The sequence below is a fragment of the Daejeonella oryzae DSM 19973 genome, assembly GCF_000422945.1.
Lineage (GTDB): Bacteria > Bacteroidota > Bacteroidia > Sphingobacteriales > Sphingobacteriaceae > Daejeonella > Daejeonella oryzae.
Window position 1 is genome coordinate 35,006 of sequence record NZ_AUHA01000002.1, and the last position, 18,870, is coordinate 53,875.

18 protein-coding genes are annotated in these 18,870 nt (G+C 37.4%); 10 read left to right on the top strand and 8 right to left on the bottom strand.

The features are described 5' to 3' along the window. The first annotated feature begins 191 nt into the window (after nucleotides 1-191). Nucleotides 192-1,154, top strand: a complete 963-nt coding sequence (locus G521_RS0100210) for a zinc dependent phospholipase C family protein (protein ID WP_026896712.1) — start codon at nucleotides 192-194, stop codon at nucleotides 1,152-1,154. Here G521_RS0100210 and G521_RS0100215 read toward each other — a convergent pair. From G521_RS0100215 to G521_RS0100245, 6 genes are all read right to left on the bottom strand, one after another. Continuing rightward, nucleotides 1,151-1,807, bottom strand: coding sequence for a DedA family protein (locus G521_RS0100215; protein WP_026896713.1), 657 nt, complete (start codon nucleotides 1,805-1,807; stop codon nucleotides 1,151-1,153). The genes G521_RS0100210 and G521_RS0100215 overlap by 4 nt on opposite strands. 155 nt (nucleotides 1,808-1,962) lie before the next feature. After that, on the bottom strand, nucleotides 1,963-3,087 hold the full coding sequence (dnaN, locus tag G521_RS0100225) for a DNA polymerase III subunit beta (protein WP_026896714.1): 1,125 nt from the start codon (nucleotides 3,085-3,087) through the stop codon (nucleotides 1,963-1,965). Nucleotides 3,088-3,183: 96 nt separating this feature from the next. Next, complete coding sequence (gene gldG, locus G521_RS0100230; RefSeq protein ID WP_026896715.1) at nucleotides 3,184-4,866, bottom strand: gliding motility-associated ABC transporter substrate-binding protein GldG; 1,683 nt, start codon at nucleotides 4,864-4,866, stop codon at nucleotides 3,184-3,186. After that, nucleotides 4,860-5,588 (bottom strand): gliding motility-associated ABC transporter permease subunit GldF, encoded by a 729-nt coding sequence (gene gldF / locus G521_RS0100235; RefSeq protein ID WP_026896716.1) that lies wholly within the window; start codon nucleotides 5,586-5,588, stop codon nucleotides 4,860-4,862. Before gldF ends, gldG begins: the two co-directional genes overlap by 7 nt. Nucleotides 5,589-5,649: 61 nt before the next feature. Further along, the gene (locus G521_RS0100240) at nucleotides 5,650-6,363 is read right to left on the bottom strand and encodes an ATP-binding cassette domain-containing protein (protein WP_026896717.1); all 714 of its coding nucleotides are present in this window, start codon (nucleotides 6,361-6,363) and stop codon (nucleotides 5,650-5,652) included. Between the two features lie 94 nt (nucleotides 6,364-6,457). After that, nucleotides 6,458-7,042 carry an outer membrane beta-barrel protein gene (locus tag G521_RS0100245; protein ID WP_026896718.1) on the bottom strand — a complete coding sequence of 195 codons (585 nt, stop codon included), beginning with the start codon at nucleotides 7,040-7,042 and terminating at the stop codon, nucleotides 6,458-6,460. A gap of 122 nt (nucleotides 7,043-7,164) precedes the next feature. On the opposite strand from G521_RS0100245, the gene G521_RS0100250 reads away from it, so the two are divergent. Beyond that, nucleotides 7,165-8,643 (top strand): glycine--tRNA ligase, encoded by a 1,479-nt coding sequence (locus G521_RS0100250; protein ID WP_026896719.1) that lies wholly within the window; start codon nucleotides 7,165-7,167, stop codon nucleotides 8,641-8,643. Between the two features lie 71 nt (nucleotides 8,644-8,714). Here the strand turns inward: G521_RS0100250 and namA are convergent, their stop codons facing one another. After that, entirely contained in the window at nucleotides 8,715-9,779 is a 1,065-nt protein-coding gene (gene namA, locus G521_RS0100255) for an NADPH dehydrogenase NamA (RefSeq protein ID WP_026896720.1), read from the bottom strand. 237 nt (nucleotides 9,780-10,016) lie between these two features. On the opposite strand from namA, the gene G521_RS0100260 reads away from it, so the two are divergent. The 8 genes from G521_RS0100260 to G521_RS0100295 all read left to right on the top strand — a co-directional run bounded on the left by G521_RS0100260 (nucleotide 10,017) and on the right by G521_RS0100295 (nucleotide 18,561). Next, the gene (locus G521_RS0100260) at nucleotides 10,017-11,009 is read left to right on the top strand and encodes an NAD-dependent epimerase/dehydratase family protein (RefSeq protein WP_026896721.1); all 993 of its coding nucleotides are present in this window, start codon (nucleotides 10,017-10,019) and stop codon (nucleotides 11,007-11,009) included. A 160-nt stretch (nucleotides 11,010-11,169) separates the two neighbouring features. After that, complete coding sequence (locus G521_RS16125; RefSeq protein ID WP_051189321.1) at nucleotides 11,170-11,976, top strand: murein L,D-transpeptidase catalytic domain family protein; 807 nt, start codon at nucleotides 11,170-11,172, stop codon at nucleotides 11,974-11,976. A 78-nt stretch (nucleotides 11,977-12,054) separates the two neighbouring features. Beyond that, nucleotides 12,055-13,653, top strand: a complete 1,599-nt coding sequence (locus G521_RS0100270) for an ArnT family glycosyltransferase (RefSeq protein ID WP_026896722.1) — start codon at nucleotides 12,055-12,057, stop codon at nucleotides 13,651-13,653. Then, the gene (locus G521_RS0100275) at nucleotides 13,650-14,606 is read left to right on the top strand and encodes a glycosyltransferase family 2 protein (RefSeq protein ID WP_026896723.1); all 957 of its coding nucleotides are present in this window, start codon (nucleotides 13,650-13,652) and stop codon (nucleotides 14,604-14,606) included. Before G521_RS0100270 ends, G521_RS0100275 begins: the two co-directional genes overlap by 4 nt. Further along, entirely contained in the window at nucleotides 14,575-15,456 is an 882-nt protein-coding gene (locus G521_RS0100280) for a lysylphosphatidylglycerol synthase transmembrane domain-containing protein (RefSeq protein WP_026896724.1), read from the top strand. Before G521_RS0100275 ends, G521_RS0100280 begins: the two co-directional genes overlap by 32 nt. A 127-nt stretch (nucleotides 15,457-15,583) precedes the next feature. Further along, a complete protein-coding gene (locus tag G521_RS0100285) occupies nucleotides 15,584-17,359 on the top strand; it encodes an aromatic amino acid hydroxylase (RefSeq protein ID WP_026896725.1) in 1,776 nt (591 codons plus the stop codon). Nucleotides 17,360-17,361: 2 nt separating this feature from the next. Continuing rightward, the gene (locus tag G521_RS0100290; protein WP_026896726.1) at nucleotides 17,362-18,063 is read left to right on the top strand and encodes an SDR family NAD(P)-dependent oxidoreductase; all 702 of its coding nucleotides are present in this window, start codon (nucleotides 17,362-17,364) and stop codon (nucleotides 18,061-18,063) included. 3 nt (nucleotides 18,064-18,066) lie between these two features. After that, nucleotides 18,067-18,561, top strand: coding sequence for a hypothetical protein (locus G521_RS0100295; RefSeq protein WP_026896727.1), 495 nt, complete (start codon nucleotides 18,067-18,069; stop codon nucleotides 18,559-18,561). Nucleotides 18,562-18,590: 29 nt separating this feature from the next. Here G521_RS0100295 and G521_RS0100300 read toward each other — a convergent pair whose 3' ends face one another. Next, nucleotides 18,591-18,788, bottom strand: a complete 198-nt coding sequence (locus tag G521_RS0100300; protein WP_026896728.1) for a KTSC domain-containing protein — start codon at nucleotides 18,786-18,788, stop codon at nucleotides 18,591-18,593. Nucleotides 18,789-18,870 lie beyond the last annotated feature (82 nt).

Sequence of the window (18,870 nt, forward strand, 5' to 3'; positions counted from 1 at the left end):
ATAGACCGATTATTTTAAAATGCAAAGGAGATTTTAAAATTGTTTTACTTCCTCATAAGATGCACAAATTGAACATGTTTAATACAGAAGCAAAGATAGTTTATAATAGGATATCTGCATTTTAATGAGAGTCATCATTATATTTGGCCCTGATGCTTTTTTAAACGTGCTTCAAATAGCTATTTTTCTTTATGAAAAAATTAATTTGCAATTGCCTGCTGGTTTCATTTTTAATTATTTTTAGTTCCTGGGGCTTTTTCGCACACCAGCGAATCAACCGCCTTGCCGTATTTACCCTGCCCAAGGGAATGATCAAATTTTACAAGAGTAATATTAATTTCATTACCGAACATGCCGTTGATCCGGATAAAAGGCGATATGCTGATTCGCTGGAAGCTCCCCGGCATTTTATTGATGCCGACAGATATGGCAATGCTCCTTTTGAAAGCGTTCCTGAAAAATGGAAAGATGCAGTTGCAAAATATGGTGAAAAAACTTTAACTGAAAACGGAATTGTACCCTGGCAGATTGAAAGAACCTATTATTCATTAGTAAAAGCATTTCAGGATCGGGATTCATCACGCATCCTAAGGTATTCTGCAGATCTTGGCCATTATATAGGTGATGCGCATGTTCCGCTGCATACTACCGAAAACTATAACGGACAATTAACAAATCAGGTTGGGATTCATGGTTTTTGGGAAAGCAGACTTCCTGAATTATTTTCTGATGAGTATGACTATTTCGTAGGGAAATCTCAATATATAGAAAACCCGCTAAAGGAAGCCTGGAGCATCGTTAAAAACACGTATCTCTATAAAGATTCGGTACTGCTTATTGAAGCCCGCCTGAATAAACAATTACCTTCTGACAAAAAATATACCTTTAGCGAACGAAAAGGTAAAGTAGAACGACAGTATTCAGAAGAATATTCAAGAGCATATCATTTAGCTCTTAATGGAATGGTAGAGCAACAAATGCGATCTTCTATATTAAAAATTGGAAGCTTTTGGTATTCTGCCTGGGTTGATGCCGGGCAACCCAATTTAAAAAATCTTCGCCGTCTCAATATTCCTGAGGCTGAAAACCACCAGACTGAACTTGAAGAAAAGCTATTTAAGCAAGGTAAAATAATTGGTCGTGAAGAAAATTAAGCAGTGGTTTTCTTCATATCCCTTTTAGTTTTTATACCTGCATAAATAGCAGGAAGGATAGTTAAAACAATGATTACCAGCATTACGTAAGTAAAGTTATCCTTAATAACAGGGATATTTCCGAATACAAAACCCAGACCCAGGAAACTAATAATCCAGAATAATCCACCCACTACATTATAGAAAGTAAATCTTACGAAATTCATATTTCCTACTCCGGCAACAAAAGGTGCAATTGTCCTGAAAATAGGTAAGAAGCGACTGAAAATCACAGCTTTACCACCCTGTTTGTTAAAAAACTCCTGTGTTTTAACATAGTATTCTAGTTTCAAAATTTTGTTGTGAGGTTTAAAAACTTTAGGCCCAAGAAAACTCCCAAGATAATAGTTAAGCGAATTCCCGGCAATTGCAGCAATAATAAGCAGCAATCCCATTAAGTAAATATCCAAGCCTGTATTTCCCTTAGCTATTAAAGCACCTACAGCAAATAACAGTGAATCTCCGGGCAGGAAAGGTGTTACCACAAAACCAGTTTCGGCAAAAATGATCATGAAAATAATCAGGTATGTCCAGGTTTGATAACTGCTAACAATTTCGATAAGGTGTTTATCTATATGAAGAATAAAATCTAAAACGTTGCTTATAACTTCCAATTTTTCGGGGGCTTAATGATAATTAAAGAGTGGCTTAACCAATTTCATGCCACGGCTTTTTTAATATGGCGCAAAAATAGAAATTCCGGCAATAATTGCCGGAATTTTCTACAGAGTATCTGTAAACTTTATGTTAAGATTATAATTGAAGAAAATTATGCGTAGGTATTAAGCATCACCGGCATAACCAGCATCAGCACTTCTTCCTGCTCATCATGGCTTTGAGGCATTAAAAGTCCGGCACGGTTTGGCGTGCTCATTTCCAGTAAAACCTCATCACCGCCTAAATTATTTAACATCTCGATTAGAAATTTAGCGTTAAAGCCAATCTCCATATCTTCTCCTTCATACTGGCAGGATAAACGTTCATGAGCCTCATTAGCAAAATCTATATCTTCTGATGAGATATTTAATTCGCTGCCGGTAATTTTCAGGCGAACCTGATGAGTAGTTTTATTGGCAAAAATAACCACACGGCGTAAACAGTTTAAGAATAAGCTGCGGTCAATTATCAATTTATTTGGATTATTCTGAGGAATCACCGCCTCATAATCCGGATAACGCTCATCAATTAACCGACAAATCAGGTTGATATTTCCGAAACGGAAAAATGCACTTGTGCTGTTAAATTCTACAGAAACATGTACATCGTCTGATGGCAAGGATGATTTTAATAAGGTTAAAGCCTTTTTTGGAAGGATAAAAGTTGTGGCTGTATCAGACTTAGCATCCAGGCGGCGATACCGCACCAATTTATGCGCATCTGTAGCTACAAAAGTTACATGCTGCGGGCTTAACTGGCAATAAACACCGGTCATTGCCGGACGCAGTTCATCATTACTTACAGCAAAGAGGGTTTTATTAATCGCTTCTGATAAAACCGATGCTGACATGGTAACCGAAGAGGCATTTTCAACAGCAGGAATTTTAGGAAAATCCTCACCATTTTCGCCGCTCAGTTTATATTTACCATCTCCTGCGCTGATTTCTATTGAAAAAGTTGAATCATCAACTGAAAAAGAAATTGGCTGATCGGGCAGTGTTTTTAATGTTTCTAACAAAATCTTTGAAGGGATAGCCACTTTTCCATCCTCCTTGGATTCTACCGGAAGAGTTGTGGTCATACTTGTTTGCAGATCTGTTGCAGATATGGTAAGAATCCCATCTTTTATTTCAAAAAGAAAGTTCTCCAGAATTGGCAATACAGTGCTGCTGCTCGATGCACCATTAACTGCCTGCAACTGCTTTAACAAAGTTGATGTTGAAACAATAAATCTCATATTCTTATCTTGAATAAATTTTGTGTGTCGCTTTTATTTTAGCAATTAACCTTTTTGCAATTAAACATTCAGGGTTAACGCTCAAAAATATAAAAATTAACGGGCATACTTTCGTCTGCGGTAATAATGTTGAAAAATGCCGGAAACTACTAACAATATCAGCGGTAAGCCTAAATTTAAGGTCTGCCAAAAGGTTTTTTCCTCTCGTATCCGGGCCCGATCAAGCAACCTGATTTTCACTTCCTTATTTCTAAGTTCAATAATTCCAGAATCATCGGTTAAGTAATCTGCTACATTCATCAGGAAATTTTTATTACCATATTGCTGCTGAGTATAGCGGTCATAACCTAAAGGAAATGGGGAGCCATCTGTACTGCTAATTTGATTTTTAAGAATATCGCCGTCAGCCATTACAATCATTTTGGTCGGTTTTCCCTTTTCAGGAATATCGAGACTCCCCTCTACTCCGGCCGGAACAGGACGATTTTTAAAATTCGATGCAAATGAACCTTCAAGCAATACAGCCACAGGTTTTGCTGTACTTTCAAAAGCTTTGGGATCTGGCTCCTGCTCTACCATTTGCAGCGAAAGTAAAGCTGGCGCTTCAACAATCCGGTTAAATGGGGAGGTACTTAAGATAACCTGTTTGCGTATATCTTTAACATCAATTACATCAATTGTATTGGAAAACTCACTTCTTATACCATCCAGATTTTTTACCAGAGGGTGTGCTGAGGTAGGAATAAATATGGGATAAAACAACCAGGGCAGCAACTGAATCTGCTCCTGACCAGCTACATTGCCTACGTTAACCGGAACCTGCACACAATTGAGGTCGGCAATCAGATTATAATTAATCCGGGCTCCGTATTTAAACAATATATCATCCAGATTTAGTTTTTTTGGAAAAGCCAGCTGTTCTCCGGCGCCTCTTAAGCTATCCAGTTCGGCATTTACCTGATCTATAGCCCAAAAAACGCGTCCTCCACGCATCACGAAATAATCAATTTTAAATTTTTCTGCTTCAGTAAACGCCGTAGCGGGTTTGGGAATAATCAGCAATTTTAATTTGTCCAATCCTGTTAAAGGAATAACGCTCAGATCCACCCGGCCAACTTCATACCCATCAGCTAAAGATTTCATGGCATCATTTAATTGAAGATCATTCAATTCGCCATGACCTTCGGTAAAGCCCACCCGCGGCTTACCGCCAGAAGAAACTTTTTTAATGGCGCTTACAAAAGCATATTCGAGATTTTGAATAGAATTATTGAGCACTTCTTCAGGAGATGCGCCGGACCTGTTCTGCAATAATTTTACAGCAATTTGCTGGCCTTTGTAGGTAATTAATGCGGCGGGAAAAATTGTTTTTTGCGACAAGCCCTCTTCTGTTTTCACACTGAGGTTTGTAGGCTCTATACCTTTTTCCAGCAATTGACTGTATGAGGATTCCTGCGATTTTGCATCACCCTGGGATGGATTTATAAAATCAAAATGAAGTTTCCCATTTGAATAGGCTTTCAAATCTGACAACATATCGTTTGTTGAATTTCTCAGCCTTTTAAATCCGGCCGGAAAATCTCCTTCCAAATAAACAGTTACCTGGAGATCATTATCAAGATTAGAAATAAGTTGTTTTGAAACAGGCGATAAAGTGTAGCGTTTCTCTTTTGTAAAATCAATTCTGCTGAAGAAAAAAGAGGAAATGATATTGATCAGAACCAGTAGAGCCAGAAACACAAGCAGATTCTTTAAGTCTTGATTTCGTCGATTTACCATTTGCGTGCCCTCAAAATGATATGGGTAAATAACAGGAACAAACTAATGAAACTGAGAAAATATAACAAATCACGGGTATCTAATACACCCCTGCTTATAGACTGATAATGCTGGTTAATACCTAATCCGGTGATATATGAACCAATATTTTGCAAGGAGAGCAGCTGACTTATAGATTCAAATCCGCTGAAAGCAAAAAAACATAGAAACACAGCAATTGCAAATGATATAATCTGGTTTTTGCTGATGGCCGAAGAAAATATCCCTAATGAAGTAAATGCCCCTCCTAATAACAAGAGGCCTATATAAGATCCGATTACAGCTCCGCTGTCGATATTACCCGGACTTACTCCAAGTTGATAAACGGTTATATAGTAGATAAGTGTTGGGATAAGAGCCAAAAGCACGATACTTAAACATGCTAAAAATTTGCCTATAACTATTTGCCAATCTGTTAATGGCCGGGTTGCAAGTAATTCAAATGTTCCTTCTTTCCGTTCTTCGGCAATTGATCTCATGGTAATAGCCGGAATCAGAAACATGAAAATGTAAGGCACTACGTTAAAAAGACTGTCAAGACCTGCATAACCGTAATCTAAAATACTTGATTCGGGAAATACCCAAAGAAAAAGACCGGTAACCAACAGGAAGATTCCAATGGTAATGTACGCCACCAGGGAATTAAAGAAATCAGCAAGGTCTTTCTTAAGGATTGTAAGCACGTTTTATTTATTGAACAAGGAGCCGAAATTAATAAATTATAGCTAAAGCAAACTTTAAAAATCAGGACATATGCGTCAGGCGGATAAAAATTTCTTCCAAACTGCCTTGACCGTTTTTATTTTTCAATTCCTTCAAATCATCGTCAGCTACAATTTTGCCTTTATCGATAATAATAACCTGCTCGCATATGGCTTCTACTTCCTGCATAATATGCGTTGAAAAAATAACAGTTTTTGTTTTCCCGAGGTCTTTAATCAGGTTACGGATTCCAATAATTTGATTGGGATCTAATCCCGTGGTAGGTTCATCAAGTATCAAAACTTTAGGATCGTGGAGAATGGCCTGAGCCAAACCAACCCGTTGCCTGTATCCTTTTGATAATGCAGCTATTTTTTTATGCTGCTCATCTCCCAATCCGGTAAGTTCAATCACTTCTGCAATTCGTTTATGCTTTTTTGGAATCTGGTAAATATCGGCCATAAAACCAAGGGCCTCTTTAACATAAAGATCCAAATACAGCGGATTATGCTCCGGCAGATAGCCAATATTCCTGCGAACTTCCATGGGGTTTTCCATTAAATCAAAGCCGCATACACTGGCAGAGCCGGAAGTTTGAGGAATGAAACAGGTAATGATTTTCATGGTAGTGGATTTCCCGGCACCATTGGGACCTAAAAAACCCAAAATCTTACCGGGTGAGGCACTAAAACTGATCTCATCGACAGCTTTTTGCTGACCATAAACTTTACTGATCTTGTTAACTACAATGCTCATCAATTATTTATAAACCCAAAATCCTCACAAAACTGGCGCAAAAAAAGCGGTTTATCCATTTGAATAAACCGCTTCTAAGGTATATTTTTTTTCATTATTCTGTTAAACGATCTTTAAGCTGTTTTCCCGGAAGGTAAATCTGGAAACCTATTCCCAAATTTACCCTGTTTGTAGTGGTTGCATTGCCAAACCCCACACCCAGATTATATTTTAATAATCCTTCAAGGGATATTCTATCGGTAACAAAATAAGCCAAACCCGGTCCGAAACCAATTCCCAGGCCGTTCGTATTGGTAGAAGGTAATCCTTTTACTTTAACATTTGTGCCTGTGAGTCCGGCATTTGCTTCCAGAAACCAACGCGAACCGCGTACCACTTCTGTAACTTCAGCGTTCGAAAGAAAATATCTTCCAAAACCTCCGGCTCTATACGTAAATACGGTTGATCCGTCATTGGTGTTCACACCAAGGGCTATTTCCGGACCAACGGCCAGATCATCTTTAATAAAATAGCCAATTTTAGGAGTAAGATCCATACTAAATCCGGTATTCCCTTTCTGGAAATCCAAACCAATATTACTTACACTTGCACCCCACATCACATTTCCTTTCTGGGTTTGTGCATTTGCAGCATGTATTCCAATACATGCTATCAAAATTGTAGTCATTACTGTTTTCATAATCAAAAGCATTTAAATAATAAATAGGTAATAAATCAATCTATTAACAATTGCTTAAAATCATAGTTTTAAGAATTCACCTAGTGTATTTATATGGCATTCTTATTTATCTTTGCGGCGATATGAGCAAAAACAACGACGAACTTTTTAAAAATGTAATTGGCCATGCCAAGGAATATGGCTTTGTTTTCCAGTCAAGCGAAATTTACGATGGACTAAGCGCCGTATATGATTACGGACAACTGGGGGCAGAATTAAAAAATAACATCAAAACCTACTGGTGGAAAAGCATGGTACAGATGCATGAAAATATCGTAGGAATTGATTCTGCCATATTTATGCATCCTAAAATCTGGAAAGCCAGCGGCCATGTGGACGGTTTTGCGGATCCGATGATTGATAACAAGGATTCAAAAAAACGTTATCGTGCCGATAACCTGATTGAAGATAAAATTGCCCGCTATGAAAAAGACGGCAAAACAGATAAAGCATTAAAATTACAGGCAGACCTGGATGCAGCCTTAACTGCCGATGATTTGCCGGCACTGAAAAGTTTAATTGAAGCTCATGAAATTGCCTGTCCGGTTTCGGGTACACGCAACTGGACCGATGTACGCCAGTTTAACCTGATGTTTTCTACCCAAATGGGCGCCATGGCCGAAGATTCTGACGAAGTGTATCTCAGACCGGAAACTGCACAGGGTATTTTTGTTAACTTTTTGAACGTACAGAAATCAGGAAGAATGAAAATTCCTTTCGGGATTGCTCAAATAGGAAAAGCTTTCAGAAATGAAGTAATTGCCCGACAATTTATCATGCGTATGCGTGAGTTTGAGCAGATGGAAATGCAGTTTTTCGTTCGCCCCGGCACCGAAATGGAATGGTATGCGTACTGGAAACAAGCCCGTTTAAAATGGCATTTAGCACTGGGAACACCTGAAGAAAAATACCGGTATCATGATCATGCAAAATTAGCTCATTATGCGAATGCAGCTGTAGATATCGAATTTGATTTCCCTTTTGGTTTTAAAGAAGTTGAGGGCATTCACAGCCGCACAGATTTTGACTTAAGTCAGCATCAGAAGTTCTCGGGTAAAAAGATGCAATATTTTGATAATGATCTGAATGAGGATGGAAAGCCATTCGGTAATTATATTCCATACGTCATTGAAACATCTATTGGTTTAGACCGCATGTTTTTATTGACCATGTGTAATGCGTACGAAGAGCAGGATTTAAGTACCGAAGATCGTAAAGATTCTCGCACCGTTTTAAAATTGCATCCAACCCTCGCTCCTGTTAAGGCCTGCGTTATGCCGCTGACCAAAAAAGACGGTCTGCCGGAAAAAGCCAGGGAAATAATGGATCAGTTAAAACTGGATTTCAATATGCAATACGATGAGAAAGATTCTATTGGAAAACGTTACCGCCGTCAGGATGCCATTGGTACTCCTTTCTGCATAACAATTGACCACCAGACATTAGAGGATAATACGGTTACAATCCGCCATCGCGACAGCATGGAACAGGAACGGGTTGAAGCTTCAGAGCTCGATAATATAATAGGTAAATTAGTTAGCTGGAAAAATCTGCTTAAGTAAAATTCAAAAACCGCTTCGCAAAACGAAGCGGTTTTTTTATGTCCTTTGGTTAATCCTAATCAGGTTATAAGTTATAGTTTAGCCCTTTCATATTGTACAGGCCATGAAACATCATCTCCTAACAAGTGTGCTGCACTTAATGGGAAATAAGGCTCACGTAAATATTCTCTGGCCATAAAAATCAAATCTGCCTGACCATTTTTTAATATGGTTTCTGCCTGCTCTGCGGTAGTAATCATACCAACAGCAGCGGACATAATTCCGGTCTGAGTTTTAACTGCCTCCGCAAAAGGAACCTGGTATCCGGGTTTTGTTTCAATTTTAGCATAGGGAACTAATCCTCCTGAAGAACAGTCGATCAGATCCACATTTTTTTCCTTTAGAATCCGCGAAAGATTTACCGAATCTTCAATCGTCCACCCTCCTTCGGCCCAATCGATTGCTGAGATCCGAACAAATAAAGGATAGTTTTCTGCCCATACGGTATTCACTTCATCAATTATCCGGCATAAAAAGCGAATGCGGTTTTCAAAAGTTCCGCCATACTCATCTTTTCTAAAATTACTGAGCGGAGAAAGAAACGTATTAATCAGATAACCATGAGCCGCATGAATCTCGAGCACTTTAAATCCTGCATTAAGTGAGCGTAGAGCTGCGTCCTTAAAATTTTGAACAATTCTTGTGATTTCTTCAAGGGATAATTCTACAGGCAAACTATCTGTTTCCCGAAAAGGCACCGCAGAAGGAGCCAAAGTTCTCCATCCATTTACCTGCTCCGAAATTTGTTTTCCCCCATTCCAGGGCTCTGAACAACTGGCCTTTCTGCCGGCATGGGCCAATTGAATTCCGGCTACCGAACCATTCTGATGTATAAATGTGGTAATCCTTTTTAAATTTTCAATATGTTCATTTTTCCAGATTCCTAAATCTGCAGGCGTTATTCTTCCTTCCGGTGATACTGCGCTGGCCTCGGCCATGATCAAGCCTGCCCCTCCAACGGCACGGCTGCCCAAATGAACAAGGTGCCAATCGTTTGCATACCCGTCTTCACTTGAATACTGACACATCGGAGATACCGCAATTCTATTTTTAAATTCAACATTTTTTATTTTGAGGGATTGGAATAATAAACTCATCGGGATAATATTTGGAAAAAAAGGATGTGTATTGGTAATGAATCAGCAACAGAATTTGAATTAAAAAGTTTAAACGCTTTCTTTTAAATCATCAAAATATTGGCTTTTTAAAAACACTTTAAGATTTACGGGGTACTATAAGCTGGCCATTTAGAATTGATTTACCAAATTCTGTTTAGTTTAAAAGTTCTACTATTGTACGGCTATTAAAAAATTAAATCAGCATATATATATATTTTGAAAATCGCAATAACAGGGGCAAATGGATTTGAAGGAGCTTCATTATGTCGTTATTTTCATAATGCGGGCCATCAGGTTATTGCTATAGGTAGAACCAAAAATCCACATCCTAATTTATTAAATTATGCAAGTTATCTGCAGGCTGATATATTAAAGCCTATCGTCCCATTAGAAGCTGATGTTTGCATTCATAGCGCCAGTTTAAAATCTGACACCGCATCGTACAAAGATTTATTTTTAAGCAATGTGGAAGGAACATTAAATGTAGTAGAAGCATCTAAATACTGTTCCCATGTTATCCATATTTCCTCGTCAGCTGTTTATGAGTTTGGAGATTCGCCGGCAAAAGAGATTGACGCCAGCATTGAAAATGATCTTACAGATTATGGCGAAACCAAACTTCTATCCGAAGAGATTCTTCATTTGGATATCCCGCTGGCCCAAAAAAGATTGATTCTGCGACCGCGAGCAATCTACGGCATCGGCGATCGTGTTTTATTACCCCGACTTTTTAATCTTCTGAAGAGAAAAACGATATTTTGTCCGGTAGAGAGCAAAATCAAAACATCCTTAACAAATATTAAAAATGTGGGTTATGCCATTCAGCTATTTCTGAATCAAAAAGAATTACCCAATTTGCAGGTTTTTAATATTGCTGATGAGCATGTTTACTCTTTACAGGATGAAATTCTAAAACTTCTTACCGAAATAGAAGAGGAACAACTAAATCTAATTTCCATTCCCGGTGGAGCTATAAATATTCTTACACGGCTTAACTCAAAACTTAAATTTATCCGGAATCTTAATCCGGTACTTATTCAATCCATCAGCAGAAATGCAATTTTAGATACGTTCTGTATTCGTAAGGAATTGAATTACAATCCTGAGAATAATTTTCAAAACTCCCGTTTGGAAATTGCGCAATGGGTTAAAAACATGGGAGGCAAAAATGCTTATTTAAGCAATTTAGCAATGGCTCCCTGGCTGTAAAAACTGCCTTTATCGTAACTTTAAGGCCCATTCTGCCGTAATAAAACCTTTAAATGACATTTGCTAACTCCTATATCAGTATATTTGTTACATAATAAATCAGCAGATGAACATTGCAATTTTTAATTAATTACATCGTTTCTGTTAAACTGAGAAAAATATGAAAAAACCATCAATCGGAATTTTAAGTACTCTTTTTATACTTCTTGCTTTTACTGCGGTTAGCTGGACTTCTAATAAAACAGTTAGCGAACCCGTTGAAGTTTTAACAAAGACTTCTAAAGTTAACAATGTGGTTTCTGCGGCAGATCTTTTTGATCAGCATGTAACTGATGTTTACAACAAAATTGGATTACAAGCTTCACAATTAGATTTCGCTGTATTTAAAAAAGCGTTAGTTGGTTATTATAATTTTAAAGATGCCAGCCTGATTTCAAAGAATCATAACGTAATTACCATAGTTGATTTTAATAAGCCAAGCACTAAAAAGCGTCTTTGGATTGTAGATCTGGATAATAGCAAATTACTTTTCAATACTTTAGTTGCTCACGGTCAGGGAAGCGGAGATAACATGGCGATGAACTTTTCAAATACAGAAAATTCTCACCAAAGCAGTCTTGGTTTTTATATCACCAGTGATATTTATTTTGGAAAGCATGGCTTGTCAATGAAACTTGATGGCATGGACAAAGGCTTTAACAGTAATGCCAGAGAACGTGCAATTGTAGTTCACGGAGCAGAATATGTAAGCCAAAGTTTTGTAAACTCCCGCGGACGTTTAGGAAGAAGTCACGGTTGCCCGGCTTTACCGGTGGAGTTAACTAAAACCATCATAGATAATATTAAAGGAAAAACTACTTTATTTATCAATGGCAATCAGAAAAACTATATTTCTAAATTTGCTGACATGAATTTAGCGGTTAATACCTTTATGAATACCACAGGTGCAGTAACTGCAAGTTTATAAATATTTAAAATTCCCTTTCAGAAAGAGAGATTTGTTCATTCAAATCTCTCTTTTGCTTTATATATATTTGCGGTTCATATGCAGAAACTGGAAAATTATATTCAGAAAAATCCCCGTCAAACTTTTTCAATCCTCATAATAATGGCTTTGGCCCCTTTTCTTATCAATCTGGGGATATTACCACTTTTTGCTGACGAACCTACTCGTGCCATTGTTGCAATGGAAATGATTTTAAGTAAGAATTTTTCAATCCCGACTATCGGCGGAGAATTCTATTATAATAAACCCCCTTTATACAACTGGATCTTAGCTTTATTTTATTTAGTAAGCGGCAGTTATTCTGAATTTGTAACCAGATTACCCGCGGTTATTCCCATGTTTCTGTTTGCAGTAACAATCTATTACTCAGTTTCTTTTTTCTTAAAAGATAAACGTATAGCCGCTTTAAGTGGAATTTTATTCCTGGTAAACGGAAGAATGCTGATCTATGATTCGATGCTGGGACATATTGATATTTTTTATTCCTGGCTCACTTTCATTTCATTCATGCTGATTTTTTATTTTTACCAGAGAAAACTCTGGTTCTTATTATTTTTCAGCTCCTACATTATCACGGCCGTAGCGTTTTTAAGCAAAGGGCTGCCATCTATTGTTTTTCAGGGATTTACGCTTATCGCATTACTGGCATATACAAAAAACTTAAAAAAATTATTTAGCTGGCAGCATATGCTTTGCGGAGCAATATGCCTGATTCTGATTTCACTTTACTTTATAAACTATTCACGACAGAACCCAAATCTCGAAGGATATTTCAGCACAATCTGGGATCAAAGCAGCCAACGCACGGGGGCAAAAACCGGCTTTGGAAAAACAATCATTCATATTATTCAATTTCCATTCGAACATTTGTTCCACCTCTTTCCGGCCAGCTTGCTCCTGTTATTTTGTCTTCACAAAAGATTCTGGAAAAAGCTAATGGTAAATGATTTTTTAAAATATACAGGTATTATATTTCTGGCAAACATCTGGGTCTATTGGCTTTCACCCGAAACCAGACCGAGATATTTAATGATGTTATATCCTTTATTATTTATTATTTGGGCACATGCCTATTATACTTATCGAGATAGTTTGACAAAAAGCAACAAAGCATTTAAAATTATCCTCCTCATTTTAGCGCTCGTAGTTACTCTTGCAGTTCCGGCAGCGTTTTTCTCCGGCTTGGATAAGTTTGTGCCTTATTTAACTGCGAAAATACTGTTCATATTTTCAGCCTGCCTTCTGTTATGCTACCTGATTTACAAGTTTAAAAATGAATATATAATCCCTTTTATTGCATTTCTATTAGTCGTAAGATTGGCTTTCAGCTGGTTTATATTACCCTACCGCTTAAACAATCAGACGGAAATTTATTATAAGAATGCATCTATAGAAGTAGGTAAAATCACCAAAGGAAATTCACTCTTTTTCTATCAATACAATCCAAATGTTTTAGAAATCCCCTTTCACCACCGCCTGATATTCTATATGGAAAGCAGCAGAAAGGAAACCGTAAAATTCACTTCAAAAGACAGGTTGCCCGGTTATTATTTTACCTTTGACAGGGATTTAAATAATCCAAACGCAGTATTGCTTAAATCTTATCAGGGAAACCTTAAACTGTTTAAAGTAAAATGAGAGAACTCTCTGTTGTGGTCACCGTTTTAAATGAACGGGATAATATTCAACCTTTAATACTCGCCATACGGGATGCCCTTAGCGGTATTGATTATGAGGTTGTATTTGTTGATGACGGATCTGATGACGGCACGCAGAAAGAGATTAAAAAATACGCTGATGATCGGATTAAACTGGTAGAGCTTCGTAAAAACTATGGTCAAAGCACGGCCATGACCGCCGGAATTGATCATTCTACCGGAAATTATATTGCATTGCTTGATGGAGACTTGCAAAATGATCCTACAGATATACCTTTTATGCTTCAAAAATTAAAAGATGAAGATTGGGATGTTGTTGCCGGAAATCGCAAAAACAGAAAAGACGGAATGTTTTTACGGAAGCTTCCATCGTCAATAGCGAATGCCCTCATCCGAAAAATGACAGGTGTTTATATCAGGGATTATGGTTGTACTCTAAAACTTTTTAAACGAGAGATTGCTGAAGATTTAGGTATTTATGGCGAGCTGCACCGCTTTATACCTGTACTTGCCAAATTGCAGGGAGCAAGCATCACGCAGGTAGATGTAAAACATCATGCACGGCGTTTCGGCAATTCAAAATATGGATTGAACCGTACTTTTAAAGTAATGTCAGATCTTATTCTGATGGTTTTTTTTAGGAAATACATCCAAAAACCAATGCATCTTTTTGGAACAATGGGATTTATTTCATTGGGATTGGGAATTCTGATTAATACTTACCTCCTCATTCTTAAAATTTTAGGACAGGACATTTGGGGGAAGCCTATTTTAATCCTTGGCCTTATTTTTTTATTAGGCGGGATTCAGCTCATCACATTCGGTATTTTGGCCGAAATAAATGTGCGAACATATTTTGAAGGAACTAACAGAAAAACGTACCAGGTTAGACGAATTTTTAATGGACAAACAGAAACTGTGGAGCATCACTAAGCTCTTTATAAAAATTGCAGTAAGCGGATTATCCTTGTACCTGGTTTTTAAAAAAGTAGAATTACCTGACTTAAAAGAAGCCTTTTATGATGCTAATCCGGCTTTTCTCCTGATTGCTTTTATATGCTTTGTTGTATCCCAGATTATTTCCTCATCACGACTTAATAACTTTTTTAAAGGAATTGGGCTGCATATTTCAGAATTCTATAATTTCAAAATTTACCTTCTTGGAATGTTTTACAATTTATTTCTTCCCGGAGGTATCGGCGGCGATGGTTATAAAATATTTCTGTTGCGTAAAAAAATGGAAGTTAAAGGCCGAAAGCTATTTCAGGCCATATTTTTTGATCGCTTAAGCGGACTTTGGGCATTAGGATTAATTGTTTCCAGCCTGGTAATTTTTATTCCTAAACTCGGAATCCCCAATTGGATACCCATTTTGGTAGTAGCGATAGGCTCGGTGATCTATTATCTGGTGATGCGGAAATTTTTCAGGGATTACAGTCATCATTTTGTAATTACCCATATAAAAGCGCTTTTAGTGCAATCAATGCAGGTTATTGCAGTTATCTTTTTACTTTATACCTTAAATTTTGATGGGAAATTTTCTCCCTACCTGTTCATGTTTCTGGTTTCTTCATTGGTAGCCATATTTCCATTTACAGTCGGCGGCCTTGGAGCTCGCGAAGTGGTGTTTGTTTACGGCGCAGAACTATTTGGAATTGATCCTCACATAGCTGTATTAATCAGTCTTATGTTTTATTGTATCTCAGCCTTATTATCCTTTTCGGGAATCTATTTTGTATTTCATCCACAGGCTCTGGGAGAAAAAAAGATTGATATCAGCTAATTTCTTTGAAATAAACTGTATAATTGGTATTATCAGGATGATAAACCATTTTAATTCTGTTTAATGAGAATTAAAAACTTTATAAGATTAAAAAATCATTCTAACTTTATATTCTATATTAAACCATATGAACGACTTTAACGATTTTAACAATCCGCAAGTTGCCCGGTTGCCCAAGCACCTCAAACAGTTTATTGTAGAGCAGCATTACGAGCACTACACTCCGGTTGATCATGCCGTTTGGCGATATGTGATGCGTCAAAATTACAGCTATTTAAAAGATGTAGCATACTATCCATATATCCCGGGTTTACAGGCCGCCGGTCTCACCATCGAAAAAATTCCTGATCTCCAGGACATGAATGATGCACTTGCAAAAATTGGCTGGGGAGCAGTTACAGTAGATGGATTTATTCCTCCTGCGGCATTTATGGAATACCAGGCTTATAAAGTTTTGGTTATTGCAGCCGATATCCGCCAGTTAAAACATATTGAATATACTCCCGCACCTGATATTATTCACGAGTCGGCGGGTCATGCTCCTATTATTGCAGATGCAGATTACCATCAATATCTTAGTTATTTTGGTTCTATTGGAGCTAAAGCAATGTTTTCATCGAAAGATTTTGAACTGTATGAAGCAATAAGAGAACTTTCTATATTAAAGGAAATGCCTGATGCTGATGAAGCGGAGATTCGGAAAGCAGAAAAACGAGTTAATTTTTGTCAGAGTAATTTAGGTGAGCCTTCAGAAATGGCTTTGCTGAGTCGTTTGCATTGGTGGACGGTAGAATATGGCCTCATCGGATCTTTAGAGAATCCAAAAATTTACGGAGCAGGCTTACTTTCTTCAATTGGAGAAAGTGCAAGCTGCATGAGTGAAGAAGTTAAAAAATTATGGTATACCATTGATGCTGTAAATTATCCTTTTGATATTACAAAAACTCAACCTCAGCTTTTCGTTACACCTGATTTTCAGAATGTAATTAATGTACTGGAGCAATTTGCAGATACAATGGCTTTTCGCAGAGGTGGCTTCGAAGGTTTAATGAAAGCAATTGAATGCAAAAACATCTGTACTGCAGTTTACAGTTCGGGCTTGCAGGTTACCGGAACATTTACTGATTTGGGTGTTGATACACTTAATAACCTGACATTTTTGAAAACCAGCGGTCCAAGTGCATTGTCATTTGCTAACAGGCAACTTGAAGGTCATTCAAAAACGTACCACGCGGATGGTTTTTCGTCCCCGGTAGGAAAACTCAAAGGATATTCAGAATCGTTAGAGAATTTCAGTGATCAATTGCTAAAACAACTGGGAATTACAGAAGGTCAGCATACCGATTTGATTTTTGAAAGTGGAATTACCCTAAAGGGCAAAGTTGAAAAGTTTGTCAGGAAAGAAGAAAAAATCATCCTGATAACCTTTACAGATTGTGAGGTTAAAGGATCTGATGGATCTATTTATTTTGAACCTGCATGGGGAGTGTACGATATGGCAGTTGGCGAAAGTATTACTTCCGTATTTTGCGGAGCCGCGGACAAAGATGCTTTTGAAGAAATTGCGCTGATAGCAAAAACTACTACCTATCATCCTGAATATACTCCGGAAACATTGGTGTATCATGAATTATTTAAAGAAGTTCGAAATTGCCGTGAAAGTCACTCCGGATATCAACAGCTTCCACAAATATGGAATTCGCTAAAGACCCGGTTCAGAGATGACTGGCTGTGTTCTATGGAGATTTTAGAAATTCTGGAACAGGAAGAAATAATGCCCGATGTGGCAAAAGAAATCAGAATCTTTCTGGAAATGAAAGCCGCCGAGGAGCCGGAATATTCTAAACTGATCATGGATGGATTTTATCTCATTAAACATCCAGTAAGTCAGCTAACTGAATAAATATGAATATTGTTATTACAGGCGCCAGCAGTGGCGTTGGTTTTGAAGCCGTTCTTGATCTTATCCTTAAAAATGAGAACAAAGTAATTGCGCTGGCCCGATCAGAAGACAAATTACAGCGTCTTTATGAAATTGCAAGCAGCCTGAATCCCGATTGCACTTTATATCCTGTAAAATTCGACATTGTTCACGATGATTATTTATCGTTAGTTCCATTTGTTGAAGAGCGTTTTGGCCAGGTAGACATTTTAATTAACAATGCCGGAACATTAATTAATAAAGCCTTCGACAAATTATCTCAGCTTGATTTTGCGGAAATGCTTCAGAATAATTTGCTTGGACATGTTAAAATGATTCAGCATCTACTCCCTTTAATGAAAGCCGGTTCTCATATTTTGAACATTGGCAGTATGGGCGGTTTCCAGGGAAGTGTAAAGTTTCCGGGTTTAGCAGCCTATTCAGCAAGTAAAGCTGCATTACATACTTTAACGGAGTGTTTGGCTTATGAATATGAAGACCGCCAGATAAAAGTAAATTGTTTGGCGCTGGGTTCTGCGCAAACAGAAATGCTTGATAAAGCATTTCCAGATTATGAATCGCCGGTTATGGCATTTGAAATGGGAAAATATATTGCTGATTTCGCACTTACCGGACACAAATTCTTTAATGGTAAAATCTTACCGGTTGCCGTAACTACTCCCTGAATTATGAAAAATTCGCTGATTATACTCGTTCTTCTCGCTGCGTTTTCATCTTGTCAAAGCGACAGGAAAGAAAATAGTAAAACGGCCGATACTACATCATTGAATTCGAATATTCCTAAAAATGAAGTGAAGCAGCTGGATTTGCCCTGGGTGGCTGTTTTGAATGACAGTACACAATTGATGGAAATTAAAAAAAATCCATTAGCAATCAGTACTAATTTAACCGCTACAGATCTGATCGATGCGCTTAATTTAAAATATCCTTTAATAAAACTTGAGCTGGTAGAAATTGCGGCAAATAAAGCTATTGTTAAAATTGATGATGCGGCATATCTAACTCAGCAGATAGGTTCTGAAGGCGCCCGTATTTATCTTGCAGAAGCAACTTTTGCGTTAACTGAATTACCTGACATTGCAGCTGTAGATTTTAGGTTTAAAGAAGGAGATCATGCAAGTCCGCAGATTTTAAACCGAAATAGCTTTAAAGATTTTAATTAGATAAATTAGAATTTTAGCACTGCATTTCTTTATGCTAACTTTTCATAACTAAACTTCCCTTTAATGTGGAAATTGAGGTATCTGCCTTTAGATTCCGCAGATTTAAAATCATTAAAAATATCTAAAGGAACAGCTTTGTACCGGTATACCAATCCCGAAACATATGTAACAATTAAGGATTTTGAATCCTGATCGTAGCTGAATTTAGAAATTACCGAGGATGGCATAATTCTAATTTGTGGAAATGAAATACACTTATTGACTGGATTGGTAAAAAATTAACATCTGTTATATAACTGATAATTTAAT

Bases quoted from the DNA above. Each gene is read 5' to 3' on its own strand.
- G521_RS0100210 (WP_026896712.1), top strand. From the start codon at position 192: ATGAAAAAATTAATTTGCAATTGCCTGCTGGTTTCATTTTTAATTATT.
- dnaN (WP_026896714.1), bottom strand. From the start codon at position 3,087: ATGAGATTTATTGTTTCAACATCAACTTTGTTAAAGCAGTTGCAGGCA.
- gldG (WP_026896715.1), bottom strand. From the start codon at position 4,866: ATGGTAAATCGACGAAATCAAGACTTAAAGAATCTGCTTGTGTTTCTG.
- G521_RS0100240 (WP_026896717.1), bottom strand. From the start codon at position 6,363: ATGAGCATTGTAGTTAACAAGATCAGTAAAGTTTATGGTCAGCAAAAA.
- G521_RS0100245 (WP_026896718.1), bottom strand. From the start codon at position 7,042: ATGAAAACAGTAATGACTACAATTTTGATAGCATGTATTGGAATACAT.
- G521_RS0100250 (WP_026896719.1), top strand. From the start codon at position 7,165: ATGAGCAAAAACAACGACGAACTTTTTAAAAATGTAATTGGCCATGCC.
- namA (WP_026896720.1), bottom strand. From the start codon at position 9,779: ATGAGTTTATTATTCCAATCCCTCAAAATAAAAAATGTTGAATTTAAA.
- G521_RS16125 (WP_051189321.1), top strand. From the start codon at position 11,170: ATGAAAAAACCATCAATCGGAATTTTAAGTACTCTTTTTATACTTCTT.
- G521_RS0100270 (WP_026896722.1), top strand. From the start codon at position 12,055: ATGCAGAAACTGGAAAATTATATTCAGAAAAATCCCCGTCAAACTTTT.
- G521_RS0100275 (WP_026896723.1), top strand. From the start codon at position 13,650: ATGAGAGAACTCTCTGTTGTGGTCACCGTTTTAAATGAACGGGATAAT.
- G521_RS0100280 (WP_026896724.1), top strand. From the start codon at position 14,575: ATGGACAAACAGAAACTGTGGAGCATCACTAAGCTCTTTATAAAAATT.
- G521_RS0100285 (WP_026896725.1), top strand. From the start codon at position 15,584: ATGAACGACTTTAACGATTTTAACAATCCGCAAGTTGCCCGGTTGCCC.
- G521_RS0100290 (WP_026896726.1), top strand. From the start codon at position 17,362: ATGAATATTGTTATTACAGGCGCCAGCAGTGGCGTTGGTTTTGAAGCC.
- G521_RS0100295 (WP_026896727.1), top strand. From the start codon at position 18,067: ATGAAAAATTCGCTGATTATACTCGTTCTTCTCGCTGCGTTTTCATCT.
- G521_RS0100300 (WP_026896728.1), bottom strand. From the start codon at position 18,788: ATGCCATCCTCGGTAATTTCTAAATTCAGCTACGATCAGGATTCAAAA.